General features: G+C 50.6%; 24 protein-coding genes, 1 riboswitch and 1 other annotated feature. Of the genes, 23 read left to right on the top strand and 1 reads right to left on the bottom strand.

From position 1 onward, the window contains the following. Positions 1 to 65: 65 nt before the first annotated feature. A riboswitch (SAM riboswitch) is annotated at positions 66 to 170 on the bottom strand. A 188-nt stretch (positions 171 to 358) separates the two neighbouring features. The 3 genes from OXB_RS03940 to bioB all read left to right on the top strand — a co-directional run bounded on the left by OXB_RS03940 (position 359) and on the right by bioB (position 2,503). Beyond that, complete coding sequence (locus OXB_RS03940) at positions 359 to 544, top strand: hypothetical protein (RefSeq protein WP_041072074.1); 186 nt, start codon at positions 359 to 361, stop codon at positions 542 to 544. 361 nt (positions 545 to 905) lie between these two features. Then, positions 906 to 1,499 carry a biotin transporter BioY gene (locus OXB_RS03935; protein ID WP_269447827.1) on the top strand — a complete coding sequence of 198 codons (594 nt, stop codon included), beginning with the start codon at positions 906 to 908 and terminating at the stop codon, positions 1,497 to 1,499. Then, positions 1,499 to 2,503, top strand: a complete 1,005-nt coding sequence (gene bioB, locus OXB_RS03930; RefSeq protein ID WP_041072072.1) for a biotin synthase BioB — start codon at positions 1,499 to 1,501, stop codon at positions 2,501 to 2,503. Before OXB_RS03935 ends, bioB begins: the two co-directional genes overlap by 1 nt. A 37-nt stretch (positions 2,504 to 2,540) precedes the next feature. Here bioB and OXB_RS03925 read toward each other — a convergent pair whose 3' ends face one another. Continuing rightward, a complete protein-coding gene (locus OXB_RS03925) occupies positions 2,541 to 3,218 on the bottom strand; it encodes a hypothetical protein (RefSeq protein WP_041072070.1) in 678 nt (225 codons plus the stop codon). Positions 3,219 to 3,349: 131 nt separating this feature from the next. On the opposite strand from OXB_RS03925, the gene OXB_RS03920 reads away from it, so the two are divergent. The 20 genes from OXB_RS03920 to rplK all read left to right on the top strand — a co-directional run bounded on the left by OXB_RS03920 (position 3,350) and on the right by rplK (position 22,778). Beyond that, the gene (locus OXB_RS03920) at positions 3,350 to 5,032 is read left to right on the top strand and encodes a sulfite exporter TauE/SafE family protein (protein ID WP_041072068.1); all 1,683 of its coding nucleotides are present in this window, start codon (positions 3,350 to 3,352) and stop codon (positions 5,030 to 5,032) included. Between the two features lie 473 nt (positions 5,033 to 5,505). Next, on the top strand, positions 5,506 to 5,976 hold the full coding sequence (locus OXB_RS03915; RefSeq protein ID WP_041072066.1) for a CtsR family transcriptional regulator: 471 nt from the start codon (positions 5,506 to 5,508) through the stop codon (positions 5,974 to 5,976). Between the two features lie 31 nt (positions 5,977 to 6,007). After that, on the top strand, positions 6,008 to 6,565 hold the full coding sequence (locus OXB_RS03910) for a UvrB/UvrC motif-containing protein (RefSeq protein ID WP_331711238.1): 558 nt from the start codon (positions 6,008 to 6,010) through the stop codon (positions 6,563 to 6,565). Then, entirely contained in the window at positions 6,555 to 7,643 is a 1,089-nt protein-coding gene (locus OXB_RS03905; RefSeq protein WP_041072064.1) for a protein arginine kinase, read from the top strand. Before OXB_RS03910 ends, OXB_RS03905 begins: the two co-directional genes overlap by 11 nt. Before the next feature lie 225 nt (positions 7,644 to 7,868). Next, a complete protein-coding gene (locus OXB_RS03900; protein ID WP_041072062.1) occupies positions 7,869 to 10,325 on the top strand; it encodes an ATP-dependent Clp protease ATP-binding subunit in 2,457 nt (818 codons plus the stop codon). 77 nt (positions 10,326 to 10,402) lie between these two features. Next, positions 10,403 to 11,773, top strand: coding sequence for a DNA repair protein RadA (radA, locus tag OXB_RS03895; RefSeq protein WP_041072060.1), 1,371 nt, complete (start codon positions 10,403 to 10,405; stop codon positions 11,771 to 11,773). A gap of 253 nt (positions 11,774 to 12,026) precedes the next feature. After that, positions 12,027 to 13,139, top strand: coding sequence for a PIN/TRAM domain-containing protein (locus OXB_RS03890; RefSeq protein WP_041072058.1), 1,113 nt, complete (start codon positions 12,027 to 12,029; stop codon positions 13,137 to 13,139). 66 nt (positions 13,140 to 13,205) lie between these two features. Beyond that, positions 13,206 to 13,922: a 2-C-methyl-D-erythritol 4-phosphate cytidylyltransferase gene (gene ispD, locus OXB_RS03885; protein WP_041072055.1), complete on the top strand. Its 717-nt coding sequence runs from the start codon at positions 13,206 to 13,208 to the stop codon at positions 13,920 to 13,922. Beyond that, a complete protein-coding gene (ispF, locus tag OXB_RS03880) occupies positions 13,897 to 14,373 on the top strand; it encodes a 2-C-methyl-D-erythritol 2,4-cyclodiphosphate synthase (protein WP_041072053.1) in 477 nt (158 codons plus the stop codon). Before ispD ends, ispF begins: the two co-directional genes overlap by 26 nt. Before the next feature lie 71 nt (positions 14,374 to 14,444). Continuing rightward, positions 14,445 to 15,908 carry a glutamate--tRNA ligase gene (gene gltX, locus OXB_RS03875; RefSeq protein ID WP_041072052.1) on the top strand — a complete coding sequence of 488 codons (1,464 nt, stop codon included), beginning with the start codon at positions 14,445 to 14,447 and terminating at the stop codon, positions 15,906 to 15,908. A gap of 84 nt (positions 15,909 to 15,992) precedes the next feature. Beyond that, positions 15,993 to 16,212: a binding site (T-box leader), on the top strand. 94 nt (positions 16,213 to 16,306) lie between these two features. Continuing rightward, complete coding sequence (cysE, locus tag OXB_RS03870; protein ID WP_041076253.1) at positions 16,307 to 16,963, top strand: serine O-acetyltransferase; 657 nt, start codon at positions 16,307 to 16,309, stop codon at positions 16,961 to 16,963. Then, on the top strand, positions 16,960 to 18,360 hold the full coding sequence (gene cysS / locus OXB_RS03865; protein ID WP_041072051.1) for a cysteine--tRNA ligase: 1,401 nt from the start codon (positions 16,960 to 16,962) through the stop codon (positions 18,358 to 18,360). Before cysE ends, cysS begins: the two co-directional genes overlap by 4 nt. Before the next feature lie 5 nt (positions 18,361 to 18,365). Then, positions 18,366 to 18,788, top strand: coding sequence for a Mini-ribonuclease 3 (locus OXB_RS03860; RefSeq protein ID WP_041072049.1), 423 nt, complete (start codon positions 18,366 to 18,368; stop codon positions 18,786 to 18,788). Continuing rightward, positions 18,785 to 19,543 carry a 23S rRNA (guanosine(2251)-2'-O)-methyltransferase RlmB gene (gene rlmB, locus OXB_RS03855; RefSeq protein ID WP_041072048.1) on the top strand — a complete coding sequence of 253 codons (759 nt, stop codon included), beginning with the start codon at positions 18,785 to 18,787 and terminating at the stop codon, positions 19,541 to 19,543. Before OXB_RS03860 ends, rlmB begins: the two co-directional genes overlap by 4 nt. Then, complete coding sequence (locus OXB_RS03850) at positions 19,540 to 20,055, top strand: NYN domain-containing protein (protein ID WP_041072047.1); 516 nt, start codon at positions 19,540 to 19,542, stop codon at positions 20,053 to 20,055. The genes rlmB and OXB_RS03850 overlap by 4 nt, the downstream gene beginning before the upstream one ends. A gap of 71 nt (positions 20,056 to 20,126) precedes the next feature. After that, positions 20,127 to 20,774 (top strand): RNA polymerase sporulation sigma factor SigH, encoded by a 648-nt coding sequence (gene sigH, locus OXB_RS03845; RefSeq protein WP_269447826.1) that lies wholly within the window; start codon positions 20,127 to 20,129, stop codon positions 20,772 to 20,774. A 171-nt stretch (positions 20,775 to 20,945) separates the two neighbouring features. After that, positions 20,946 to 21,092 carry a 50S ribosomal protein L33 gene (rpmG, locus tag OXB_RS18345; RefSeq protein WP_084212380.1) on the top strand — a complete coding sequence of 49 codons (147 nt, stop codon included), beginning with the start codon at positions 20,946 to 20,948 and terminating at the stop codon, positions 21,090 to 21,092. Positions 21,093 to 21,144: 52 nt separating this feature from the next. Further along, on the top strand, positions 21,145 to 21,330 hold the full coding sequence (gene secE / locus OXB_RS03840) for a preprotein translocase subunit SecE (RefSeq protein WP_041072045.1): 186 nt from the start codon (positions 21,145 to 21,147) through the stop codon (positions 21,328 to 21,330). Positions 21,331 to 21,649: 319 nt separating this feature from the next. Continuing rightward, on the top strand, positions 21,650 to 22,183 hold the full coding sequence (gene nusG, locus OXB_RS03835) for a transcription termination/antitermination protein NusG (RefSeq protein WP_041076249.1): 534 nt from the start codon (positions 21,650 to 21,652) through the stop codon (positions 22,181 to 22,183). 169 nt (positions 22,184 to 22,352) lie between these two features. Further along, positions 22,353 to 22,778 carry a 50S ribosomal protein L11 gene (gene rplK, locus OXB_RS03830; protein ID WP_041072043.1) on the top strand — a complete coding sequence of 142 codons (426 nt, stop codon included), beginning with the start codon at positions 22,353 to 22,355 and terminating at the stop codon, positions 22,776 to 22,778. The last annotated feature ends 36 nt before the right edge of the window (positions 22,779 to 22,814 follow it).

The raw sequence follows: 22,814 nt of genomic DNA, 5'->3' as shown, positions 1-22,814 counted from the left end.
TTCTTAAATTAAAGTAAAAAAAGCCTTCATTTAGAAAGAAGGCTTTAGACGTGTATATTCACTCCTTCTTATCTTCCAGGCAATTGGGGCCTGCTGGAGGTAGCACCTTGCCGCCCGGCTGGTTGCTGAAGCTTCCCCGGGCCAGTTCCCTCAGCTTCTCTTGATAAGAATCATTATTTTATTTGAATTGTTGAACATATCGTATCGTTAAAATGCCGTGACGTCAAGTCTTTTCTAAAAATCCCGAGTAATGTATCGGATTAGGAGGAGTATGGTCTGTTTTACCAAAAGCGAATTCTATTTCAGGAGTGTGGTATTATAGAAAGCATCAGAACAAAGCAAGCAGAGGGTGAAATGATTGAGAGCTTTAAAATTTATCATCCCGATCATGTTCGTTGTCGGTGGGTTCGGCTGGATGATGTTAAGTAAAAATCACCAGGAAGTCCCGCCGGTATCGCGTGTATACATTACTATTGGAGCGATGATCGTGAGCGGGATTATTTCATTTTTCCTTTTCCCGAAAAATGAGGGAGGAAAAAACTGACGGATGGCGATAAGCCATCCGTTTTTTTATTACTTAGGAAATTATAAAATTCGGGCATGTGGATAACCTTCAAAATTAGGTTTGTTTACGTCCAGCTCCGGGCGCTAGAGGCTCGGGGTCATAAGCCAAAGCTGCTCTGTGGCAAAAAGCGCCACGCCGCATCTTCGTCTTATGCCTGTCGCCTCTGAGCAAGCGCCCTGCGCTTTTGTTCTCAAGAAATTCTTGAACTTGGGCTTAGGACTATCTTTACAATCAGGCAACTTCCAAGAAGTTTATGTGTTAACTATATTTAAAATTACATTGACACAAAATGAGTTATATTTTATTCTGATAAAGATAACCTAACATGGGGGTGTGGGAAGTGGGGACGGTGACAGTGAAGCCGGAAAGTGGCACCAGTGCATTGACGCTTGTGTATGGTGGGATGTTTGCCGCACTGATGACGATCGGTGCTAATATTACGTCGTTTGTCCCGTTTCTTGTCATCGGTGGAGTGCCGATCACTTTGCAGACGTTCTTTGCGATTCTCGCCGGGCTTCTACTCGGAAGCCGGATCGGTGCAATCGCGATGACAGTCTATATGTGTATCGGACTCGCAGGGGCACCGGTATTCGCGCAATTCCAAGGTGGATTCGGGTTTATCTTGAGTCCGAGATTTGGATTTGTCGTGTCCTTCATCTTAACAGCGTATGTAGCAGGGAAAATCGTAGAGAAAAATGGAAAATTGCAAGGTTACATCGTAGCTGCTCTTGCCGCGATGGTGGTCAACTACGTCCTAGGCACAAACTGGTTGTATTTTGCGTATAAGTTCTGGGCAGCGGCCCCGGATGCGTTTACGTATAAAGTGGCTTGGATCTGGATGATGCCACCGCTGCCAAAAGACATCTTGCTGGCAGTTTTGGCCGGGATGTTCGGTCATCGCATGTATAAGATATTGAAAGTGAGGCATGGATAATGAGGGATTATAACAAGTTGGCCGAACAAGTGCTGAAGGGCCATCAATTGACGGACGAAGAGGCGCTGGCCATCCTAGACAGTCCAGATGAGGATTTATTGCCGCTTCTGCACGGAGCGTACCAAATTCGCAAACATCACTTCGGGAATAAAGTGAAGCTGAACATGATCATCAATACGAAATCCGGTCTCTGTCCGGAAAACTGCGGCTATTGTGCGCAGTCCATCGTGTCCAAGGCACCTGTTGAGAAATACGCCATGATGAAACAGGAAGAGATCGTGGCGGGTGCCGAGCGCGCAGCTGCAGTCAATGCGGGCACATACTGCATCGTGGCGAGCGGACGCGGGCCGGTCAACAGCGAATTGGAAATTGTCATTGATTCCGTAAAGGAGATCAAGTCAAGACATCAAGACATGACTATCTGCGCATGCCTCGGCATCCTGAAACCGGAGCAGGCGGTGCGGCTGAAAGAAGCCGGCGTCGACCGATACAACCACAATCTGAACACATCCGCCAACCATCATGAGAACATCACGACTTCGCATACATACGATGATCGGGTAAATACGGTCGGTCTTGCAAAAGAAGCGGGCATCTCCCCTTGCTCGGGTGTCATCGTCGGAATGCGCGAAACGAAGGAAGACGTTGTTTCGATGGCACGCAGCCTTCATGCGCTCGATGCAGATTCGATCCCGGTCAACTTCCTTCATGCGGTGGAAGGGACACCTCTCGGCGGGACGGATGAATTGAATCCGCGCTATTGCTTGAAAGTTTTAAGTCTGTTCCGCTTCATCAATCCTTCGAAGGAGATCCGGATTTCCGGAGGGCGCGAAGTGAACTTGCGCAGCCTGCAACCGCTGGGCCTCTACGCGGCAAATTCGATTTTCATCGGGGATTATTTGACGACAGAAGGGCAAGAAAGCGACCGCGATCGCCAAATGCTTGAGGATCTTGGCTTCGAAGTGGACTTGGAACCATTGAATAGAGAACCCGTTTCGGTTTGAATGAACGAAGGGACTTCCTGATCGAGGGAGTCCCTTTTCATGCTTGGTGCCACTTGACAAGTTGATTTTGCTTCTCAAAAAATTCTTTGACTGAGAAGCTGCCGTCAAAAGGCCGGGCGTCGATTGTTTGGAAGAGTGCGTCGAATTGTTCCGGCAGCACTTCCGAAATGATGAGGGGCGTGATGGACGCGGGGATGTCGAACTCCCGGATCCGTTCATTCCACCCAGTCAGCACCTCCTCGTCGAAAACAACAGAGGAAGTATAGGTCATTTCCCCGTCCTTATCCGGATGCCGTATAATAAGCCGGGCTCCGACGTAATCGCTTTTTCGGCCTTTGAATCCGCGATTCGTCCAAACGCCGATCAGTATCCGGTCCATGGTCCCGTAGTGGATTTTTGTCACCTTCTCCTCTTCGGTCCATTCATTGATGGCGTAAATGGTGTACGCATCCTCCTCTGCCACTGCAATGATTTTCGTCGGCTTCTTATTTTGCGTCAGACGGTAGATCTTGAGGGCGATCCCAAGGAATAAGGCAAAAAAGCTGCCGAATAGTAGAACCATCCACCATTCGCCCATGACGAGAAATGAATAGGTGGCATAGCCTGTCGCGTAGAGCCCCGATCCTAAAAAGATCGCGATGACGATTAAATAAAAGAACCACTTCGGCTTCATCTTCCCCGTGGCAATCGTTTCGTCATATAAATTCCTTCCCATGCCAGCTCCCCCTTCCGCTTTTCTTTCTTACGACCCGCCCATTTTAAAAGTTTCAACAATCCGATGAAACGTTCCGGTCTTTCTATCGTATATTAGATAACCAAATCTTAATACGGAAAAGAGTGTTTCATATGCTCAATTTGCTTATTTTTTCGATTGCTGCAGGCATTCTGGCGATGTTGATCGTTGTACCTTTGACGTCAGCGGCAAAGGAGAAAGACACACGGCTTCATTTCAATAAATGGCAAGCGTCGGCTGGCTTGGTGATCGTTGCAGCGCTCGCTATCTTCGCATTCTATTACTTCACCAACATGGACAGGAATTGGACATCCCTTTGGATTGTACTTGTAGTGGCGGCTCTATTCGGAACCTTGGCAGCGACTGGCAAGGAGCGCCTCTTGAAAGGCGTCCTGTTCCTGGGCACGCTCATCCTGGGAGCGTATATGCTTAGCGCGCCGCTGTTCAATGCCAATCAGAAATACAAGGCGGTGGAGATGGACCAGCAAGTGGAGATCCAAGCATTTGATGAGACGAAGACTCCCGCAAGCGTCCCGCCGAAATTCGCGCGGAATAAAATGAAAAAGGCATTCGGCCAAGTGCCGAATACGAGCTATTATGAGCTCGGGCATTTGCAGATCCAGAAAGTGAACGGCGATTTCGTCTATATCGCGCCTGTCGAATTTTCGGGCTTTTTCAAATGGCTGAACGGGAAGACGACACCGGGTTATTTCACGATGAGCGCGACCGATTCGGCGGATAATCCGAAATTTGTCAAATCGGAAATGGCCTATACCCCATCCTCCTTCTTCCGCAAACAAGTGGAACGCCATATTCGGATGGATTACCCGGACCTGATCTTCTACGGGGATGTCCAACTGGAGATTGACGAGGAAGGGAAACCGCATTATATCCGGACGTACGGGGATTTTATTACAGCCCGGAACGGGTTTGACGTGAAAGGGATCGTGGTGGCGGACCCGGCGACAGGTGAGACGACGAAATACGCCCTGTCGGATGTGCCGGAATTCATTGACGGAGCGGTTTCCCCGGAAGCGGTCAGCTTGCAGAACAGCTACTTCGGAAAGTACATCCATGGCTTCTGGAATTCGGTTGTCGGGAAGAAGGACGTGAAACTGCCTTCGGATGAAGGGACGGAATCGAATGTCAGCCCGGTGTTCGACGAGACGGGGCATATGTATTATTTCACGGACTTCACAAGCCCGAAAGAGGGGGTCGATTCGATGCTCGGCTATGCGCTCACGGATGGCCGGACCGGGGAGGCAATTTATTATACGGGGAATCTGGAAGAGTCCTATATGGATTCGCAAGGGACGCTGCAGATCATCGAGAAGAAATTCATTGAGAAAAAATGGACGGGGGAAATGCCGGTATTGTACAACTTTTACGGAGAAGCGAGCTGGCTGACGCCGGTGTTGGACTCCAACGGCTTCCTGCAGAACTACTTCATCGTTTCCGCAGCCAATCCCGAAATATCGGTGTACGGAAACTCGCCTAACGAGGCACTGAGACTGTACAAAACGGCATTGCAGAGGGGCGGCAGCACGGTGGACGGCAGTTCGGATGCGGAAGAGGCCAAAGCGGCGGTAACTGTGAAACGCGTGTTCAAAGAGCGTGTCGGCGATTTCACTCTCGTATCCATCTTGGCGGATGACGGCCGGAACTTTATCATTTCGACGGAGGCGGCACCGCTGGCAGTGTATGTCCAGGAGAGCGACCGATTGGTGCTGACGTATTTGGAAACTGGCGAGTTATTCCTGCCGGTGAAGGAATTGATCAATACGTCGATCGAGTAAGGGGCCCATTTTATGAAGATCGTTTCCTGGCCTTGTGCTGGAGTATCGACGTTGAATAAACAGAAAAGCAGCTGGCAGAATGATTTCCGCCAGCTGTTTTTTATATTATCCGGACAATCGGTTCGTATTGAACATCGAAAAGTATCCCATCCTGAGTATGTATAGCTGTCCTTCCCCTCTACATGTTCTTTTCTGCTTATCCTTGAACTTCATTTCTTCCAGCGGCGAAATAGGTGTTCAATTCATGTGTAAAAGATCTCCTCCGCGGGTATTGGTGAATCTGGGGCTTTTTGTTTCGGGTGTTAGAGTTATAAAAAATTCTAGATTTTCACTTTACCCCGCTGGCTGTAGTCTAAACCAATTCCATCCGCATTGCATATCGATTGCAATAAAAGGGTTTATTCGTGTACAATTAAGTCAAAGATAGTCAAAGTCAACGGATTCTGACCTGTGGAAGAAAGAGGTGAGGATACATGCGAAACATTTCTGACATTATTGAAGGGTATTTAAAGGCGATAATCGAAGAGGAAGAGAAGAGCTCCATTGAAATCAAACGCAGCGAAGTCGCGGAAAAATTCCAGTGCGTCCCCTCGCAGATCAACTACGTCATCAAAACACGATTTACAGCGCAACGCGGGTATATTGTCGAGTCTAAACGCGGAGGCGGAGGATATATCCGCATTATACGCGTCCAGACCAATTCGCATAAAGAACTGATTGAACATATTTTGGAAGGAATCCAAGATGGCGCCTCTTTCACGATGGCCGAAGATGTTGTCCACCGACTCGTGGAGGAAGACGTCGTATCGGAACGGGAAGCAAGGATCATTCTTGCCGCAGTGGACCGGGCGACCATTAAACAACCATTACCCGAGCGCGATACGATGCGCGCCCGGATTTTACAGGCGATGCTCCTGACACTCCTGTACGAGCAGATGGACTGAGCGTCAATTATTAGAACGAGGTGGGTGCTTCATGATGATATGTGAAAATTGCAAAGAGCGTCCGGCTTCCGTCATCTTGACCCAGGAAAGCATGGGTGGGTCGATGGAACGCCAATTATGTGAGAAATGCGCATTCCATTCACAATCCCTCCAGTTTGATCCGAATCAGGAACCGTTATCGATCCAGCAATTCCTATCGCAATGGTTTGGCGGGCCGGAATCGTTCCAAAGCCAACCGCAGACGAGAGGCGAGTTGATGCGGGGGCCGGAATGTCCGAACTGCGGGTTGACATTCCAGAAATTTTTGGATATCGGGAAGTTTGGCTGCGCAACATGCTATGCAACATTCCGGGAAAGGCTGCCGCGCATTTTCGGGAAGCTGCATAACGGACATACGAAGCACGTCGGTAAAATGCCGGTCTCCTTCAACGAAATCTACGCGGTGAAAAAGAAAATAGAAGAGATCCGGGTGAAAATGCGGGAAGCGGTCGAAGCGGAGCGTTTTGAAGAGGCAGCCATTTTGCGTGATGAAGCGAACGCATTGAAATTGCGGCTACAGGCGGGAGGTGAAGAGAGCGATGTCAATTGAACGATTCATGCAGCAATCCGTGACGGGGTGGATGACTTCCCATGGGGAACACTCCGATATTGTCCTGTCGACGCGGATCAGGCTCGCCCGGAACTTGACGGGATACCGATTCCCTATCGCATTTACGGAAGAGGCGGCTATGCAGGTTGATAAAGAAATCTCGGCAGCCTTGCTTGATTCGGACCAAAAAGGGTACACCTATATGAAGATGGCAGATTTACCCGCCATGGAAAGGCAAGTCCTCGTAGAAAAGCATTTGATCAGTCCGCAGCTTGCGATTCCCGAACGGAACGGGGCTGTCATCCTATCGGAGGACGAAACTGTCAGTGTCATGGTGAATGAAGAGGATCATATCCGGATTCAGTGCATTTATCCCGGGCTTCAACTGGAAGCGGCCTATGATCAAGCAGACCAAGTGGATGATCAGCTGGAGAAGGTGCTGCCGTACGCATTTGACGAGGAGTTCGGCTATTTGACGAGCTGCCCTTCCAATACGGGAACGGGCATGCGCGCTTCGGTCATGATGCACTTGCCCGCGCTTACCATCACAAAGCAGATCGACCGGATCATCCCTTCGATTGCACGGCTCGGCATGATCGTGCGCGGGAGTTACGGAGAAGGGAGCGAGGCGCTGGGCAATATTTATCAAGTATCGAATCAGATGACTTTAGGCAAGACTGAACAAGAAATCATAACAGATCTTGGTAATATAACCGATCGTCTCATTGCCCATGAACGGAAATCCCGGGAGCTGCTCCTTTCCAAATCGCGGATCGCCTTGGAGAACCGCTTGTTCCGATCGCTCGGCACGCTCCTCTATGCAAGGCTCCTGCCCTCGGGCGAAGCGGCGCGCTGCTTGTCGGATGTCCGTCTTGGCATCGATCTCGACATCATTGAGGACGTCGACATGTCCATTCTGAACGAACTCATGATTTTCATGCAGCCGGGCTTCCTGCAGCAATACGCAGGAACGGATCTTTCAGAGGAAGAGCGCGACATCCTCCGGGCCCAATTATTCCGGGAAAGGCTGGATGTCCGGAATGCAAAAGCCTCTTCAGAAGGAAACGGGGATAGTTGAGCAGCTGTTTTGCGTAACGGTTCCACAGCAGGTATAATCCAAGTCAAAGATAGTCAAAGTCAATTTTACGGATAGCGGTTTTCATTCCGATCCCTATGAATACACTGAAGCAGGCTGTCTTTGATTCAACCCGAAATGCTAGTATGAACGCGTGTTACCTTCACTCCTTCAGCTTTTGCTGAAATGGATGGAATAGGACCATATACAGATAGGAGAGGAATGAATATGATGTTCAACCGATTTACACAACGTGCACAAAAGGTATTGCAGCTTGCGCAAGAAGAAGCCATTCGTATGAAACATGAATCGATCGGCACGGAGCATATCCTGCTCGGATTGATCCGGGAAGGCGGCGGCATTGCTGCGAAAGCGCTGGAAGCGATCGATGTCAGTTTCGAGACCATTGAACAAGGCGTGGAAAAATTGGTCGGCACCGGATCCAAGGACGTCGGCCCGATCGTCCATTACACACCGCGCGCTAAAAAGGTGATTGAACTATCTGTGGATGAATCCCGCAAATTGGGCCATTCGTACATCGGCACAGAGCATATTCTACTTGCGTTGATACGTGAAGGGGAAGGCGTGGCCGCACGGGTATTGAACAACGCAGGGGTCAGCCTCAACAAAGCCCGTCAACAAGTCCTGCAATTGCTAGGCAGCAACGACAGCTCCGGCGGCAGCCAAGGCGCCGCTAATTCTGCGGCTACGCCTACCTTGGACAGTTTGGCTCGCGACTTGACCGAAATCGCACGTGAAGGCACACTCGATCCGGTCATCGGCCGCGGCAAAGAAATCACCCGTGTTATCGAAGTGCTGGCGCGCCGCACGAAAAACAATCCGGTCCTGATCGGGGAACCGGGCGTCGGGAAGACGGCGATCGCGGAAGGGCTTGCCCAGCAGATCATTAACAATGAAGTGCCGGAAATCCTTCGCGACAAGCGTGTCATGACGCTGGATATGGGTACTGTCGTCGCAGGGACGAAATACCGCGGCGAGTTCGAGGATCGCATGAAAAAAGTGATGGAGGAAATCCGCCAAGCCGGCAATATCATCCTCTTCATCGATGAGCTCCATACGCTGATCGGCGCTGGGGGAGCAGAAGGCGCGATTGACGCTTCCAACATCCTGAAGCCGTCGCTTGCCCGCGGCGAATTGCAATGTATCGGTGCTACGACATTGGATGAATACCGTAAATATATCGAAAAAGACGCTGCGCTGGAGCGCCGTTTCCAACCGATCCAAGTCGACGAGCCGACTGTCGAGGAGACCGTCCAGATTATATACGGCCTGCGCGATCGCTATGAAGCTCACCACCGTGTGAAAATCACGGATGAAGCGATCGAAGCGGCTGCAAAAATGTCCGATCGTTATATCTCCGACCGATTCCTTCCGGATAAGGCGATCGACTTGATTGACGAAGCGGGATCGAAAGTGCGTCTCCGCTCCTATACGACTCCTCCCAATCTGAAAGAGCTGGAGTCGAAATTGGAAGCGATCCGCTCCGAGAAGAATGCGGCCGTCCAAAGCCAGGAATTCGAAAAAGCAGCGTCCTTTCGTGACAAAGAACAGAAGATGAAAGAAGAACTGGATAAGACGAAAGCGGCTTGGAAAGAAAAGCAGGGCAAAACGGAGTCCGAGGTGACGGTCAACGATATTGCCGAAGTGGTAGCGATGTGGACCGGAGTTCCTGTCTCGAAGATTGCGACGACGGAAAGCGCCAAATTGCTGAACATGGAAGAATTGCTCCATAAGCGCGTCATCGGCCAAGGCGAAGCAGTAACTGCCATTTCACGGGCGATCCGCCGGGCGCGTGCCGGTTTGAAAGATCCAAAACGCCCAATCGGTTCCTTCATCTTCCTTGGACCAACAGGGGTCGGGAAAACGGAACTTGCCCGGGCGCTCGCTGAATCGATGTTCGGAGACGAAGATGCGATGATCCGGATCGACATGTCCGAATATATGGAGAAGCATTCCACCTCCCGTCTCGTCGGTTCGCCTCCGGGATATGTCGGTTACGATGAGGGCGGCCAGTTGACGGAGAAAGTCCGCCGCAAACCGTACTCAGTCGTCCTATTGGATGAAATCGAGAAAGCCCACCCTGACGTCTTCAACATCTTGCTGCAAGTGTTGGAAGACGGCAGATTGACAGATTCGAAAGGCCGTACAGTGGATTTCCGCAATACGGTGCTCATCATGACATCGAACGTCGGTGCTGAAGCGTTGAAGAAAAACCGTTATGTCGGCTTCAATTTGCACGGTACGGACCGCGATTACGAAAGCATGAAATCGACAATGCTTGACGAGCTGAAGAAAGTGTTCCGTCCAGAGTTCTTGAACCGTGTGGATGAAATGATTGTGTTCCACTCATTGGAAAAAGAGCATTTGCGCGAAATTGTTTCACTCATGTCTAACGAGTTGGTCAAACGTCTTGAAGAGCAGGAAATCGAACTGCAAGTCACAGACGCAGCGAAAGAGAAAATCTCCGAGGAAGGCTATGATCCGGACTACGGAGCACGCCCATTGCGCCGTGCCATCCAGAAACATATCGAAGACCGCTTATCGGAAGAACTATTGAAAGGCACTGTCCTGACAGGCGGCCAAGTGGTGATCGATGTGGAAGACGGGGAATTCACCGTCCGGACGAACGAGAAGAACGAAGCAGTGGAAGTTGGAGAAAAATAAAAGATGAAACGGATAGCCCGCCCGCCGAATCGATTTTCGGCCGGGATGGGCTGTCCGTTTCTCATTGGGGGAGCTTTATGGCTAAACGGAAAACGAAATTCATGTGCCGCTCCTGCGGTTACGAGTCGCCGAAATGGATGGGGCGCTGTCCAGGCTGTGGGGAATGGAATACGATGGATGAAGAAGTGGAAATCGTCCAAAAAGGACCGCGTGGAGCGTTCCAGCACTCTGAAAATATACGGCAAAAGGCGATGCCGATCAGTGCAGTCGAAACGGTGGAAGAACCGCGGGTGGAGACGGAACTCGGGGAATTCAACCGGGTGCTGGGCGGAGGCATCGTCCCGGGTTCATTGATCCTCATCGGGGGCGACCCGGGCATCGGGAAATCGACCTTGCTGTTGCAAGTATCCTCGCTTCTATCAAATAAAAAGCAGCGCGTCTTGTATATTTCCGGAGAGGAATCGATCCGCCAGACGAAGCTGCGGGCGGAGCGGCTCGGGGTCGCATCGGATGAGCTGTATATTTACGCTGAAACGGACTTGGGGCAAATCCATGAAACGATTTCGGATGTCAAGCCGCGCTTCGTCATCGTGGACTCGATCCAGACCGTCCATCATCCGGAAGTGACATCCGCTCCGGGAAGCGTGTCGCAAGTCCGGGAATGTACGGCCGAGTTGATGAAAATTGCAAAAACGCAAGGGATTGCCATCTTCCTTGTAGGTCACGTGACGAAGGATGGACAGATCGCAGGTCCGCGGTTGTTGGAGCATATGGTGGACACCGTTTTGTACTTCGAAGGGGAGCGCCATCACACATATCGGATTTTGCGCAGCGTCAAAAACCGGTTCGGCTCGACAAATGAAATCGCCATTTTCGAGATGTTGCAATCAGGTCTGAAAGAGGTCCTGAACCCGTCTGAACTGTTTCTGCGGGAACGATCCCAAGGCGGAGCCGGCTCGACCGTCGTCGCCTCCATGGAAGGGACTCGCCCGATCTTGGTGGAAATTCAAGCGCTTGTTACTCCGTCCAGTTTCAATTATCCGAAGCGGATGGCGACGGGGATCGATCAAAACCGGGTATCCTTGCTCATGGCGGTGCTGGAAAAACGGATGGGCATGCTGTTGCAGGCGCAAGATGCGTATATCAAAGTGGCCGGTGGCGTAAAACTAGATGAACCGGCCATCGATTTGGCGGTATTGATGAGCATCGTCTCCAGTTATAAAGATGCTGCTGTCGGGGTATCCGACTGTTTCATTGGCGAAGTCGGCTTGACGGGGGAGGTCCGCAGGGTATCCCGGATTGAACAACGGGTTGTGGAAGCGGCCAAACTAGGATTCGAGCGGGCTATCATTCCATCTTCCAACCTCGGTGGATGGGACTATCCGAAAGGTATTCAAGTAGTCGGTGTCGAGACGATTAGCGAAGCTTTGAAGGTTGCATTTGGATAACAAGATGGATAGTGCTTGCGAGACAGCCAGGGCATGGCTTCCGGGAATTTGGCTCGCATTTCCTAGGAACCTCAGAAGGTGATCGGCAGTCTATGAAGATAGGGCTAAATTCGTCTCCAGCCTATGTTCAGAACAGCTTTAAAAAGGCTAAACATGTATAATGACAGGCAACGGGGATGTCGGAAAAATGCTTTCTCCATGTAAGAATTGTTTTTTCGACATCCTTCGCTATACAGGAAAGGAGGTCGTAGACATGTTGAAAAGGGTAGTGCAAGTGGGGCTTCTGTTGATCGGCGGGACGCTTGGTGTCTTATTTTTACCGCATTTATTCACCTTATTTCCATTCACCTCCAAGCCGATGGTCAATAATCCGTATGTATCCGCTATTCTCGGTGCCGCTATTTTTTACGTCGTCAATCTCTTTTTAACCGAACCGATTGTCAATTTCATCAAATGGATGGAAGATCGTCTCTTAAAGGCGCCGATTTTCGATTTGCTCTTCGGGACGATCGGGCTCATCGTCGGTTTAAGTTTGGCCTTTCTCGTCAGTTTCGGACTGGGAAACATCGAAATTCCGGTCATCGCATCCATCACGCCAATTCTGTTGTCCATCCTGCTCGGTTATCTCGGGTTTCAAGTCGGTTTCAAGAAACGGGAAGAATTCATCCAAGCGATCTATTCGGCCAGGAATGCAGGGCAGAAAAAGAAGGAATCGGAAGGTGGAGACGCTCTGGCACCTTCGCAACAAAATAAGCCCTATAAAATTTTGGACACCAGCGTCATTATTGACGGACGCATCGCGGATATTTCGACGACCGGTTTTTTGGAAGGAATCCTCGTCGTTCCTCAATTTGTCCTGACAGAACTGCAGCATATCGCTGACTCAGCCGATACATTAAAGCGGACAAAAGGGAGACGCGGACTCGATGTCTTGAAAAAGCTGCAAACGGATGAAGGTCCCAATGTACAGATCACAGATGAAGATTTCAGCGACGTGGCAGAGGTGGACCTGAAACTCGTCCGCCTCGCAAAACGCATGGGCGGCTATGTCGTGACAAATGATTTCAATTTGAATAAAGTCGCGGATTTGCATGGCGTCTCGGTACTGAATATCAATGACCTGGCGAATGCAGTGAAACCGGTCGTCATCCCGGGGGAGGAAATGCACGTCGTCATCATCAAGGACGGCAAGGAGCATAACCAAGGCGTCGCCTACTTGGATGATGGGACGATGATTGTAGTGGAAGACGGCAAACACCATATCGGCAATGCGATAGACGTCGTTGTGACGAGCGTATTGCAGACGTCGGCAGGGCGCATGATTTTTGCCAAACCGAAAAACGGCAAGTCGGCCCGAGCGAACTAAGGTTTGAATTCCCTTGTCCAACTGGAGCAAGTAAGGCGTAATTGATAAAGTAGAGGAAGATGGATAGTGGAGTATACGGTCATGTTGCCTGCCGCCGGAAGCGGGAAGCGGATGGGAGCAGGCTTCAACAAACTTTTTTTGGAAATCGGCGGGACGCCGATCCTCATTCACACACTCCGGGTATTTGACAGCGACCCCGCATGTGCGGGCATCCTTCTTGCTATCAAGCCCGAGGAGCATGAACAGATTCGCGGCATGCTCGATCGGTTCGGAATCGCGAAAGTGAAAGCGTTCGTCGATGGAGGCGAGGAGCGGCAACATAGCGTCGCTTCCTGCATCGGCGCGCATGAAGGGGGCGGTGTCGTCCTCGTCCATGACGCGGCTCGGCCTTTCATCCGGCGCGAAGTCATCCGGGAGCTTGTCCGTACGGCTGCTGCGCAGGGAGCGGCCATCGCAGGCGTCAAAGCGAAAGATACGATGAAGATGGCACGCGATGGAGTAGTGGAAAAGACGGTCGACCGAGAGGCGCTTTGGATCATCCAGACGCCCCAAGCTTTCCGCTATGAAGTGTTGCAAGAGGCAGCACAACGGGCGGAAGTGGACGGCTTTCTAGGCACGGATGAATCGATGCTAGTGGAGCGGATCGGGCATCCGGTCCATCTCGTGGAAAGTACGTATGATAATGTGAAAATGACGACCCAGGAAGATCTCGCATTTGGCGAGATCCTATTGAAACGAAGATTAGAGGAGGATTTGAATGATGAGGATCGGACAAGGCTTTGATGTGCATAAATTTGCGGAAGGGCGGCCGCTGATCATCGGAGGGATCGCGATTCCTCATGAGAAGGGTTTGACAGGCCATTCCGATGCGGATGTCCTATTACATACAATCACGGATGCGGCGCTTGGCGCAATTGGAGAAGGTGATATCGGCAGGCATTTTCCGGATACGGATGCGGCCTACAAAGATGCCGATTCAGCAGTGTTGTTGGAGAAGATTTGGGAATTGGTGAAGGAAAAGGGATATCGATTGGGGAATATCGATTGCACGATCATCGCCCAAAAGCCGAAAATGTCCCCGTACATCGAACAGATCCGGACGCGTGTCGCTGAATTATTGGAAGCGGACATCTCCCAAGTGAATGTGAAGGCGACGACGACGGAACAACTGGGATTCACGGGACGGGAAGAGGGAATCGCTTCCATGGCGACGATCCTGCTCGTGACATCTTGACATCTTCCAAAGGCGGCGGCCGAGTGGTAAAATGGCACAGTAAATAAATCAGAACGGAGATGGGATCATCCATGACAACAGAGGTACGCGTACGTTATGCACCGAGTCCGACCGGACATCTACATATTGGCGGAGCACGGACGGCGCTTTTCAATTATCTATTCGCCCGCCATCATGGCGGTAAATTCATCGTCCGGATCGAAGATACCGATACGGAGCGGAACATCGAAGCCGGTGAACTGTCACAGCTTGACAACTTGAAATGGCTCGGCATCGAATACGATGAATCCGTCGATATCGGTGGTCCATACGGGCCATACCGTCAGATGGAACGACTCGATCTTTATTCGAAACATGCGCAGGATATGCTTGACAGCGGCCATGCGTATAAATGTTTCTGCACGACGGAGGAGTTGGAAGCGGAGCGGGAGAAGCAGAAGGCTTCCGGCATCGCGGCTCCGATGTATGCTGGCACATGCCGGAATTTGACGGCGGAAGAAGTGGCAGAGAAGGAAACGGCGGGCATGCCGTATACGATCCGTATGAGAGTGCCGGGAAATGTGACGTACAAAGTGGAAGATCTCGTCCGTGGCACGGTTGCATTCGAATCCGAAGACGTCGGGGACTGGGTGCTTGTGAAAGCGAATGGCATCCCGACCTACAACTTCGCGGTAGTCATCGACGACCACTTCATGAGAATCTCCCACGTCTTCCGTGGAGAGGAACATTTGACGAACACACCGAAGCAATTGATGATCTACGATGTCTTCGGCTGGGAGTATCCGCGTTACGGCCATATGACATTGATTGTCAATGAAGACCGGAAGAAGCTGTCGAAACGGGATGAATCGATCATCCAGTTCATCTCCCAATATAAAAATCTCGGGTATCTGCCTGAGGCGATGTTCAACTTCTTCGCTCTGCTCGGCTGGTCTCCGGGCGGTGAGGAGGAAATCTTCACGCATGATGAACTCGTGAGGCTGTTCGATGAAAGCAGATTGTCCAAGTCCCCGTCCATGTTCGATAAGCAGAAATTGACATGGATGAATAACCAATACATGAAGAAACTATCATTGGACGAAGTCGTTGACTTGGCGTTGCCGCATTTGCAGGAGGCGGGACTGGTGAAAGGCGAGTTGACGGAAGCGGAAAGTGCATGGGTCCGTGATCTGATTGCCTTGTATCATGAACAGCTTAGTTTTGGTGCGGAAATTGTCGAGTTATCCGCCCAGTTCTTCAAGGATGACATTGAATATGATGAACAATCCCAGGAAGTCTTGGCGGGTGAACAGGTTCCGGAAGTGATGGCCTCCTTCAAAGGGCAGCTGGAAGGTCTGGAAACGTTCGATGCTGCATCGATTAAGGATGCTATCAAAGCCGTCCAGAAGGAAACTGGCCACAAAGGGAAGAACTTGTTCATGCCGATCCGGGTGGTGACGACGGGTCAGACGCATGGTCCGGAATTGCCGGCCGCAATTGCATTGATCGGCAAAGAGAACGTGCTGGACCGCGTTTCGAAGTACGCCAAACAATAATATTGACTTTCATCGTTCGCGATGTAAAATGATAGGTAATTGCTTTTGACCTAATACGCCTTTAGTACGCCGAAATATAGAGTTTGTAAATCGTCGAGAAGGAGAAGTACGTATGGCAAGCACATCAGAGAGGATCATCATCGGCTGAAAGTGATCCGTGCCCCTGCCATACCGAAATGCCCCTTTGAGAGCCGTGCCGAAATGTGAGTAGGCCGGACGCAATGCCAGCGTTACAGGCATTCAAGCGGGAAGGTGAAGTGTCCTTCCAAGCGGAGTGGAACCACGCATACAATGCGTCTCTGTCATTTTTTGGCGGAGGCGCATTTTTTGTTGTCTATATCCGACTCCGGGTACTTGAACCGGTGTCTGCGCTTTTGATTAAAAAGGAGGGAAACAAGGTGTTTGGAAGGATGAAAGAGGATATCCAGTGTATATTCGAACAAGATCCGGCAGCGCGCAGCACGATTGAAGTCGTGTTGACGTATTCGGGATTGCACGCCATTTGGGCGCACCGGATAGCGCATGCTCTGTTTAAACGGAATTTCCGGTTTCTGGCGCGGGTCGTTTCGCAAGTGAGCCGATTTTTCACAGGCATCGAGATCCATCCGGGTGCCAAGATCGGACGCCGCTTTTTCATCGACCACGGGATGGGTATCGTCATCGGGGAGACTTGTGAAATTGGCAATGACGTGACGATTTATCAAGGAGTTACCTTGGGAGGGACCGGGAAGGAAAAAGGGAAACGTCACCCGACGCTCCACGATAATGTATTGGTGGCCACCGGGGCGAAAGTGCTCGGATCGATCACGATCGGAGAACGAAGCAAGGTCGGAGCAGGTTCGGTCGTTTTGAAAGACGTTCCGCCCGATGCGACGGTTGTCGGCATTCCGGGTAAGGTTGTCATGATGAACGGCATGAAAGTGGAGCGGCATGATCATCAGAATTTGCCGGACCCGGTCGCGGATGTCTGCAGCCGTCTGGAGTCTGAAATTCAACGGTTGGAAAATCGGTTGGCAGAGCTGGAGAAAGAAGAAGTGAAGGAGGGGCGGCCGTGAGTATTCAAATTTATAATACACTGACACGGAAGAAAGAGCCTTTTATTCCCATTGAAGAGGGAAAGGTGAAAATGTATGTCTGCGGGCCGACTGTGTATAACTACATCCATATCGGGAATGCGCGGCCTGTCATCGTATTTGATACTGTCCGCCGTTATTTGGAGTATCGCGGATATGACGTAACGTACGTTTCGAATTTTACGGATGTGGACGATAAGATCATCAAAGCGGCAAATGAGCTCGGGGAAGAGGTCGGAGAGCTGACTGATCGGTTCATCGAAGCCTATTTTGAAGATGTCGGGGCGCTCGGCTGCGGGAAGGCGGATGTCCATCCCCGCGTCACTGAGCATATAGAGGATATCATCCAGTTCATCGGCGTTTTGGTCGAGAAAGGGTTTGCCTATGAATCGCAGGGGGATGTTTATTACCGGACCCGCAATTTCGAAGGGTATGGCAAGCTGTCCCACCAATCGATCGACGAATTGAAAGTTGGAGCGCGTGTCGAACAAGGGGAGAAAAAGGAGAATGATCTCGATTTCGCCTTATGGAAAGCGGCCAAAGAAGGGGAGATCGCATGGGAGAGCCCATGGGGTGCCGGGCGTCCGGGATGGCATATCGAATGTTCCGTCATGGCACGCGAGCATCTGGGCGACACGATCGACATCCATGCGGGGGGGCAAGATCTGACGTTCCCGCATCATGAAAATGAAATCGCGCAATCCGAGGCGATGACCGGCAAAACATTCGCTAACTACTGGATGCATAACGGCTATATCAATATCGATAATGAAAAAATGTCGAAATCACTCGGTAATTTTGTATTGGTCCATGATATCCGCAAGCAAATCGATCCGAAAGTGTTGCGCTTCTTCATATTGTCCGTCCATTACAGACATCCCGTCAACTTCTCGCAAGATCTTGTGGAAAGTGCGGCGAACGGCCTGGAGCGGATCCAGACGGCTTATAACAATTTGCGGCACCGTCTGAAAACGTCTGCCGATCTCGGCGATCAGAAGGATATCTGGAACTATAAGATTGATGAACTCGTCCATTCTTTCGAGACAGCGATGGATGATGATTTCAATACAGCAAACGGCATTGCCGCCATTTTTGACTTGGTGAAGCTGGCGAATTTGTATTTATTGGAGAAAAATACACAGGCTGAAGTGTTGGAGCGGTTCATCGTCACATTCGAGCGATTCATGGGCGTATTGGGATTGCCATTCTCCGATGAAAGTGAATTGCTCGATGAAGAAATCGAGGCGTTGATTGAAGAACGGCTGGCGGCTCGTCGTGAACGCAACTTCGCCCGGGCGGATGAAATTCGGGATGAATTGAAAGCGAAAGGCATTCTGCTGGAAGACACCGCGCAAGGCACTCGTTGGAAAAGGGGATGACGGCGATGTACACATTGCGCGACCAGGACGTCAAACAGCTGAATGCTTTAGCGCTTGCCTATATGGGAGATGCCGTCTATGAGCAGGCGATCCGCGAGCATCTGCTCCGTTCCGGCCGAGTGAAGCCTCAGGTCCTGCATAGGGAAGCGACGCGCTATGTATCGGCGAAATCACAGGCCGCCGTCATCAAGGACATGGAACAGTCCGGATTTTTGTCGGAGGAGGAAGCGGCGGTCCTCCGGCGCGGCCGCAATGCGAAATCCGGCTCCGTCCCGAAAAACACGGATGTCGTGACGTACAACTACAGTTCCGGATTTGAGGCAGTGATCGGCTTCCTGTATTTGCTTGGCAGGAAGGAACGGGTGGAAGAGCTGATCGAGGCCTCTATCCGATTTGTCGAACAACCGAAGGAGGAGGGGTCGCGATGACAGCGCCCGAAACAGAATTGATCGGAGGGAAAAACCCTGTTGTTGAGGCTTTGCGCTCGGGCAGGGAATTGAACAAGATCTGGATTGCAGAAGGTTTGAATAAAAAAAGCATTGGAGAAATCCTTGCATTGGCGAAAGAGGCGGGGATCCTCGTCCAAGCGGTTCCGAAACAGAAATTGGATGCCATGCTGGACGTCAATCATCAGGGGATCGTCGCCTCGGTCGCGGCTTATGCCTACGCGGAGCTGGAAGATTTATTCGGCGTGGCTGAGGAGCGGGGAGAAGATCCGTTTTTCCTCATTCTCGATGAATTGGAGGATCCCCATAACCTCGGTTCCATTTTGCGCACCGCCGACGCGACGGGAGTGCATGGGGTCATCATTCCGAAGCGACGTTCCGTCGGGCTGACAGGCGTCGTGGCAAAAGCGTCGACAGGGGCGATCGAGCATATTCCAGTCGTGCGGGTGAATAATTTGTCGCAAACTGTCGAGGAACTGAAAAAGCGGGGAGTCTGGATAGCGGGGACGGATGCATCCGGTTCCGCCGATTACCGGATGATGGACGCCACGCTGCCTTTGGCTGTCATTATCGGCAGTGAAGGGAAAGGGATGTCCCGGATTTTAAGGGAAAAGTGCGATTTTCTTTACCAGCTACCGATGATCGGGCATGTAACATCGCTGAACGCTTCAGTGGCCGCTTCCGTGTTGATGTATGAAGTATTGCGGAAACGCCGGCCACTACCATCGCGGAAATGAAAAACGATATCCTGCTGGTGGACGGGTATAACATCATCGGTGCATGGAAAGAACTCCGCCGCATCAAAAAAGAACGGCTTGCCGATGCGCGGGACCGTTTGATCGAACTGATGGCAGAATATAAAGGGCATACGGGCTGGCGGGTCATCATCGTCTTTGATGCCCACCTCGTCCCGGGCATCGAAAAACGGAAACGGCAGTATGAAGTGGAAGTCGTGTTTACGAGGGAGAACGAAACGGCGGATGAACGGATTGAAAAACTTGTCTCGGAATTGAGTGGTCGTCGTGTCCAACTCCATGTAGCCACCTCCGATTTAACCGAGCAGTGGGTCATCTTCGCGCAAGGAGCTCTTCGGAAATCGGCGCGCGAGTTAGAAATTGAGATGGAAAAAATACAAAAAGATATTTCTTCCAAGGTGAAGGATATTCAAGAGAAACGCCCGATTTCAAAGATTCCCTTGTCGGATGAAGTGGCGGAAATATTCGAAAAATGGCGGCGTGGAATTGAATGAACGGTTGACTGTAAAATTTTCCTTACGGTATACTTGTTAAAATAGCTACAATGAACCGGGGTGATCAGTTGGTGGAGAAAGCATACGTCAAAGGTGATATGTGGGATTTCACCGGCCTTTCCGATGCGGAGATCATTACGATCATCCATGAAGGAAATGCAGAGGCGCTAGATTTTCTAATTACAAAATATCAACCATTTGTCAGATTGAAAGCGCGCTCATACTTTCTCATGGGTGGAGATCGGGAAGACATCATTCAGGAAGGGATGATCGGACTTTACAAGGCGATCCGAGATTTCAAGGAGGACAGATTAAGTTCGTTCAAGGCATTTGCGGAGTTGTGCATTACGAGACAAATCATCACGGCCATCAAGACCGCAACCCGGCAAAAGCACATCCCGTTGAATACGTCTGTTTCTTTGGATCGGCCGGTTTTCGATGAGGAGTCGGATCGGACTTTGCTGGATGTTATTGCAGGGCCTGTGCTCGACGACCCGGAAGACCTGATGATCCATAAAGAGGATTTCCTTCGGATGGAGGAAGAGATGAACAAAGTGCTGAGCGGCCTAGAAAAGCAGGTGCTGGCTCTTTATTTGGAAGGGCAATCCTATCAGGAGATTTCCGATGGATTGAACCGCCAAGTCAAATCTGTCGATAATGCGCTGCAGCGGATCAAACGGAAGCTCGAACGCTATATGCAGGTCGGTGCGTTGCAATAGCCGCCGGGGCTCCATTGTATTGACACTATCTCCGTTAGGTGGTACTCTTTAGCATGACCATAGGGAAAATAGGTAAACTTGATTGGCGTGGAGACTAGCGGATTTACAAAGTCCGTTTATCGAATAGATGCTGTAGGATGAGGAACATAGAATGTTGTAGGATGAGGAATTATGAAGAAAATCAGTTTGAGTTGCGATCAATGTGGGTCACGTAACTATTCCGTCCCTGCTCAGAACAATCGGCCGACGGAGCGCTTGACGATCAAGAAATTCTGCAAACATTGCAATCAACATACCGTACACAAGCAGACCGCATGAGAGTCCGCTCGGTTGACAGGCAATACATCTTTACTCGGAGGGTTACAGTATAATGGGCAAGTTAACGGGTTTTTTCAAAAACGTCGTCTCGGAAATGAGAAAGGTCAGCTGGCCGAAACGCAGAGATTTGACGCGCTATACGATTGTTGTCATTTTCACCGTCATTTTCATGGCAGTGTACTTCGGGCTCATTGACCTCGGTATTTCACGGATCATGGAATGGTATGTCGCTATCTAAATTCAGTGGCACGAATAATCCCTTTGAAAAATATCCCGTCTGTGTATGAACGGGTTTTTTCATTTGTCCGGGAATTTGATGCTTTACGCTTGGGCCTACAGGATGTAGGTCATGCAGTCGTTGCCGCACGACGCGGCGAACTTAGACTGCGAACTTTTAGTGTCTAGCTTCAGGCACCAGCCCCTCGGGTCGCTTCGACCTTGATTCAAAAGGCGAAAAACGCCTTTTGCTTCAAGGCCTCCAGCGCCTGTCGGAGCTAAACGATGCCTTACGCTTTTCTAGTAAAGGAGGGACGGGCGAGCAGTCCGCGTTTATGGAGATGGAGAAAAATTGGTACGTCGTTCATACGTACTCAGGTTATGAGAATAAAGTGAAGGCCAACCTGGAAAAGCGTGTGGAGACGATGGGAATGCAAGATAAGATCTTCCGCGTCATCGTTCCGGAAGAAGAGGAAACGGATTTCAAAGACGGAAAAAAACGGACCGTCATGAAGAAGACGTTCCCGGGTTACGTCCTTGTGGAAATCATCATGACGGACGACTCCTGGTATGTTGTCCGGAACACGCCTGGCGTAACAGGGTTCATCGGATCCTCGGGCGGGGGCGCAAAGCCGACGCCGCTGCTTCCGGAAGAGGTCGATTTCATCCTCAAGCAAATGGGGGTCAAAGACAAAAAGACCGAAGTCGATTTCGAGCTTGGCGAAATGGTGCAAGTGTTGGATGGGCCATTTGCGCACTTCCAAGGGAAAGTGGAAGAACTCGACATGGACAAAGGAAAAGTGAAAGTTTCCGTCGACATGTTCGGCCGTGAAACGAAAATGGAATTGGACTTTGATCAGATCGAAAAATTATAATTGATTACCACTTGCATGGATTGTGTAATAGTGGTATCATTTCAAAGGTCAGACTGTAATCTGATAGTCTGGACGGATTAACCAATTCTACCGGCGGAAGCCGGCAGGCACATATTGAGTGGGAGGGGCAACCCAATTACCACATCACGGACTTAAGGAGGTGTGTCTCGTGGCTAAAAAAGTGATCAAAGTTGTTAAATTGCAAATCCCTGCTGGGAAAGCGAATCCGGCACCACCAGTTGGACCGGCGCTAGGTCAAGCGGGTGTGAATATCATGGGATTCTGTAAAGAATTTAATGCGCGTACGGCGGATCAAGCAGGTCTTATCATCCCTGTTGAAATTTCCGTATTCGAGGACCGTTCATTCACATTCATTACAAAAACTCCACCGGCAGCAGTATTGCTGAAGGTTGCAGCTAATCTTCAAAAAGGTTCGGGTGAGCCGAACAAAAAGAAGGTTGCTACTGTAAAACGCGACAAGGTTCGCGAAATTGCAGAAACAAAAATGCAGGACTTGAATGCAGCGTCAGTTGAAGCGGCGATGGCAATGGTTGAAGGTACTGCTCGCAGTATGGGAATCGCGATCGAAGACTGATACCGATTCTACAATGCGATTTCTTTGGTAGGGGGT

It is taken from the genome of Bacillus sp. OxB-1, assembly GCF_000829195.1.
In the GTDB taxonomy this organism is placed as follows: domain Bacteria; phylum Bacillota; class Bacilli; order Bacillales_A; family Planococcaceae; genus Sporosarcina.
This window is presented reverse-complemented; position numbering and strand designations above follow the sequence as displayed.

What these genes read in the sequence shown, in the direction of transcription:
- bioB (WP_041072072.1), top strand. Translation starts at nt 1,499, where the DNA reads ATGAGGGATTATAACAAGTTGGCCGAACAAGTGCTGAAGGGCCATCAA.
- OXB_RS03925 (WP_041072070.1), bottom strand. Translation starts at nt 3,218, where the DNA reads ATGGGAAGGAATTTATATGACGAAACGATTGCCACGGGGAAGATGAAG.
- OXB_RS03920 (WP_041072068.1), top strand. Translation starts at nt 3,350, where the DNA reads ATGCTCAATTTGCTTATTTTTTCGATTGCTGCAGGCATTCTGGCGATG.
- OXB_RS03915 (WP_041072066.1), top strand. Translation starts at nt 5,506, where the DNA reads ATGCGAAACATTTCTGACATTATTGAAGGGTATTTAAAGGCGATAATC.
- OXB_RS03910 (WP_331711238.1), top strand. Translation starts at nt 6,008, where the DNA reads ATGATGATATGTGAAAATTGCAAAGAGCGTCCGGCTTCCGTCATCTTG.
- OXB_RS03905 (WP_041072064.1), top strand. Translation starts at nt 6,555, where the DNA reads ATGTCAATTGAACGATTCATGCAGCAATCCGTGACGGGGTGGATGACT.
- OXB_RS03900 (WP_041072062.1), top strand. Translation starts at nt 7,869, where the DNA reads ATGATGTTCAACCGATTTACACAACGTGCACAAAAGGTATTGCAGCTT.
- radA (WP_041072060.1), top strand. Translation starts at nt 10,403, where the DNA reads ATGGCTAAACGGAAAACGAAATTCATGTGCCGCTCCTGCGGTTACGAG.
- OXB_RS03890 (WP_041072058.1), top strand. Translation starts at nt 12,027, where the DNA reads ATGTTGAAAAGGGTAGTGCAAGTGGGGCTTCTGTTGATCGGCGGGACG.
- ispF (WP_041072053.1), top strand. Translation starts at nt 13,897, where the DNA reads ATGATGAGGATCGGACAAGGCTTTGATGTGCATAAATTTGCGGAAGGG.
- gltX (WP_041072052.1), top strand. Translation starts at nt 14,445, where the DNA reads ATGACAACAGAGGTACGCGTACGTTATGCACCGAGTCCGACCGGACAT.
- OXB_RS03860 (WP_041072049.1), top strand. Translation starts at nt 18,366, where the DNA reads ATGTACACATTGCGCGACCAGGACGTCAAACAGCTGAATGCTTTAGCG.
- rlmB (WP_041072048.1), top strand. Translation starts at nt 18,785, where the DNA reads ATGACAGCGCCCGAAACAGAATTGATCGGAGGGAAAAACCCTGTTGTT.
- OXB_RS03850 (WP_041072047.1), top strand. Translation starts at nt 19,540, where the DNA reads ATGAAAAACGATATCCTGCTGGTGGACGGGTATAACATCATCGGTGCA.
- rpmG (WP_084212380.1), top strand. Translation starts at nt 20,946, where the DNA reads ATGAAGAAAATCAGTTTGAGTTGCGATCAATGTGGGTCACGTAACTAT.
- secE (WP_041072045.1), top strand. Translation starts at nt 21,145, where the DNA reads ATGGGCAAGTTAACGGGTTTTTTCAAAAACGTCGTCTCGGAAATGAGA.
- nusG (WP_041076249.1), top strand. Translation starts at nt 21,650, where the DNA reads ATGGAGAAAAATTGGTACGTCGTTCATACGTACTCAGGTTATGAGAAT.